General features: G+C 34.0%; 2 protein-coding genes and 1 pseudogene. All 3 read right to left on the bottom strand.

Annotation, left to right across the window (positions count from 1 at the left end):
- Nucleotides 1-56: 56 nt before the first annotated feature.
- Nucleotides 57-1,445, bottom strand: a complete 1,389-nt coding sequence (locus tag QWC74_RS00790) for a glycoside hydrolase family 1 protein (RefSeq protein WP_055163845.1) — start codon at nucleotides 1,443-1,445, stop codon at nucleotides 57-59.
- 203 nt (nucleotides 1,446-1,648) lie between these two features.
- Entirely contained in the window at nucleotides 1,649-3,580 is a 1,932-nt protein-coding gene (locus QWC74_RS00795) for an FtsX-like permease family protein (RefSeq protein ID WP_006784658.1), read from the bottom strand.
- A pseudogene (locus QWC74_RS00800) lies at nucleotides 3,573-3,926 on the bottom strand (ATP-binding cassette domain-containing protein); the annotation flags it as partial. The gene QWC74_RS00795 and the pseudogene QWC74_RS00800, both read right to left, overlap by 8 nt.
- Nucleotides 3,927-4,058 lie beyond the last annotated feature (132 nt).

A 4,058-nucleotide genomic window follows, 5' to 3' on the forward strand; every position in this document is an offset into this window, starting at 1 on the left:
CATAACCCCAAACTTTTTCGCTATAAAATGGATTTAATTTTATAATTTTTGTCATACTAGAATCCCCCTTGTTCAGATAATTGCTTAAACCAGTGACCACTCTTTTTAATCGTCCGTTTTTGCGTCGTTAAATCCAGTGAAATTAATCCATATCGGTTTTTATACGAATTACACCATGACCAGCAATCAATAAACGTCCACAGATGATATCCTTTGCAGTTGGCCCCCTCTTGAATCGCTTTATGTAACCATGCTAAGTGATCCTGAATAAACTCAATACGGTAATCATCCTCAATCATTCCATCGGCATTTAGAAATCGTTCTTCCCCTTCAACTCCCATCCCATTTTCAGATATATAAAATGGAATATTACCATAATTATCTCTTATATTAAGACAGATATCATAAATCCCTTTTTCGTAAATTTCCCATCCACGATGAGGATTCATTTTACGACCTGGCATCTTATAATAGTCAAAGAACCAATCTGGCATAAAGATGTCTTTATTAACTTCACTTTCTTTTGCTTTAATTCGACGAGGTTGATAATAATTTACCCCTAAATAATCAACTGTGTTATGTTTAATAACCTCTAAGTCTTCTGTTTCATATTGAGGTAATACATCATGTTCCTTTAATAATGAAACTAAATCTTTTGGATACTCTCCTTTAACTGATGGATCTAAGAAACTATTATTAAAGAATAAATCCGCAATATGTGCAGCTTTAACATCATCAGGATTTTCAATCGAACGTGGATAAGACGGTGTTAAATTTAAAACAACCCCGATTTGGCCATCTAAATTTAAGCTTTTATAAACTTCTATTGCTTTTGCACTCGCTAACATCGTATTGAAGGCGACTTGAATCCCGCGTTTTCCATCCATGACATTTGGATAATGCCAATTATATAAATAACCCGCTTCAACCGGAACAATCGGCTCATTAAATGTGATCCAGTGTTTAACACGATCTCCAAATAATTCGAAGCAGACCTTAGCATACTCAGCATAAGCCTCTACAACCGCACGATTTTCCCATCCACCCATTTCTTGCATAGTGGCTGGCATATCAAAATGATATAAATTCATAAATGGCTCAATACCATTTTCAATTAACTCATCGATAACATTATTATAAAAATCTACTGCCTTTTGATTTACTCGACCAATCCCATCAGGAATTAAACGACTCCATTGAATCGATGTTCTAAATGAGTTATGCCCCGTCTCTTTTAATAACTGAATATCATCTTTATAGTTAGCATAAAAAGTCGATGTATCTTTTGGTCCAACTTGATTATGGAATTTTTCTGGTTCAATTTGAAACCAATAGTCCCAAATAGATTGCCCTCTTCCATCTACATCAGCACCTCCCTCACTTTGCGGTCCTGAAGTTGCCGTTCCCCACCAAAAATCCTTGGGAAATACATACTTTAAACTCATACTAGTCCACCTCTTTATCCTTTAATTAGTTCTCCATAAAAGACTAACCCTATGTTAGCTAGCATCATTATAGCACTTTCATTTTTAATTCTTTAGTGAACAAATCTCATAAACAGTGGACTTTTATTAGACAGTTTTATAACTAATAACAACAAAATAAACCCGATTAAATCGATGGGGATTTAATCGGGTTTAAACGTTATTTATTCTACAATTTTATAGTATGTTTTAGCTGTTAAATTAAAGATTAATGCATAGATACTAGCAAAGATGACAATCGTTCCAATCGTAGCTGCTAAAAAAAGTTGGGTATTCATCAATCCGAACAAAGCGAGTAACTTTGTAATAATCGGGAAGGCAAACGCAATATGAATCATCATGAAGATAAGTGGTAAGAAAAAGACCATTAAAATTTGAACACGAATCGTTTTTCTAATCTCTTGTTTACTCATCCCCACACGTTGCATAATTTCAAAACGCTCTTTATCATCGTAACCTTCTGAAACCTGTTTATAATAAATAATCAACACAGTTGCCATTAAGAAGAGTGTTCCGAGGAAAATTCCTAAGAAAAATAATCCGCCATAACTCATCAAAAAGTCAGCTCGACTCGATGCTGCCCCTGAAACATACGCATCAATGGAATTCAATCTAAATTCAGTGTTTAGGGAATCTACAAACTCTACTGATACTTCATCTGTGTTATCCACATTAAATCCTACACTATAATACACATCCTCTTCGCCAAAAATTTGAATATCATTGACGATTAAAAGATAGACTGGAAAAAGTGAATTTTCTTGTTTGGGTTGAAAACTGACTTCATCAAATTCCTGCTTAATCTGATATACCTGATTATTAATCATTATTGAATCTTTTCCATACGTTCCCGATATTGAAAAGATTAGAACCTCATCAACACTCAACTGAATATCAGTTTGTTCTAATCGATTAAAATCATCGATTGAGATAAATCCAAATGAATAACTATCAGAACTTATATTTTGGCCTAAAGCATAGTTTCCGTCTTTTAACGTCGCCATCATCGATTTACTTTTATAATGAAACTCATCTTTAAGCTTTATCTGATATTCATTAACTTTATCATCTAATATTTGATTTATACGATTAATCTTTTCATCATTGACATCATTTCCTCGAAGGAAAACATCCTGTGGATATTGAGTATGTAACGATTCTTCCATCCCAACATACAGTGAAACCGTTGTAGATAACATGACAATCACAGCCGTACTTAAAATACAAATATTCGCTAATCCTTTAGCATTTTGTTTCATACGATACATCATGCCTGATATCGCAATAAAGTTATGTTTTTTATAATAGATTTTCTTATTTTTTCGAAGTAGTTTTAACACCACAATACTTCCAGCTGTAAATAGTTCATACGTCCCAATCATGACAAAGATAACAGCGACTAAAAACAAAGGAATAGCAGCAAGAGGCGTCTCAACAGATAAAGCAATCCTATATCCAATTCCTAACGAAAGAACACCAATGATGGCACTAATCCATTTTGTTTTCGGTTCTTTTTCCCCAACCTGTCCACCTTTTAATAGCTCAATTGGTTTAGACATCCAGATTTGAACTAAGTTACAAATCAACGTCAGAATGAAGATAAGACTAAAACATTGCGCTGTAAATTCAATAGATGCCATATCTAGTTCAAAGCCTAGTGGAATATCAAATTTTAATAACCTTAGTAGTAGGACGAACATTAATTTATTTAAAATAATCCCCCCGAATAATCCAAATGCTAAACTAATCAACGAGGTAAAGAGGGTTTCGAAAAACAATACCCAAGCAATATGTTTTTTCTCCATCCCTAGCACATTAAATAAACCAAGTTCTTTCTTACGTCGCTTAATTAAAAAACTATTCGTGTACAGTAAGAAGATAACTGAAAAAATGAGGATGACCACAACGCCCATTGATAAAATACTTTGTAAAGACATAGAATTTGGCATATTAAGTAATCCATCATTTAAAGAAATGGCATGCATCACATAGAACATCATCATTGTGCCAATACAAGTCAGAATATATGGCATATACGTTTGCTTATTTTTCTTAATGTTCATCCAAGCAAGTTTAGGATAAAGAAACTTATTCATGAGTTCGCCCCCCAGTAGTCATGACCGTTAGGGAATGAGAAATTTTCTCAAACATCTCCTCGTTTGACATTGAACCTTTATATAATTGATGAAATACCTCCCCATCTTTAATAAACAATACACGATTTGCATGGCTTGCTGCTTTCGTACTATGAGTTACCATGACAATGGTTTGACCAGATTCATTAATAGTCGTGAATAAGTCGAGTAACTGATCCGTTGATTTCGAATCAAGAGCCCCTGTCGGTTCATCTGCTAATATAAGTGATGGATTAGTTATTATTGCTCTTGCAGCTGCAACTCTCTGCTTTTGTCCACCTGACATTTCATATGGATATTTATTTAAAGAAGAAAACTTTAATGACCAGGTTATAATAGACGGAATAGAAAAGTTTAACGCAAAAATGGAGAATAATGCTGGAGACGATCCTAGATTAAAAGGTTATTGGGATACTAACGATGATGATGGCGTAGGCTC

Origin of the sequence: uncultured Turicibacter sp., assembly GCF_938044715.1 — a bacterium.
In the GTDB taxonomy this organism is placed as follows: Bacteria; Bacillota_I; Bacilli_A; order MOL361; family Turicibacteraceae; genus Turicibacter; species Turicibacter sanguinis.

Coding starts and splice junctions, on each gene's coding strand:
- QWC74_RS00790 (WP_055163845.1), bottom strand. CDS start 1,445: ATGAGTTTAAAGTATGTATTTCCCAAGGATTTTTGGTGGGGAACGGCA.
- QWC74_RS00795 (WP_006784658.1), bottom strand. CDS start 3,580: ATGAATAAGTTTCTTTATCCTAAACTTGCTTGGATGAACATTAAGAAA.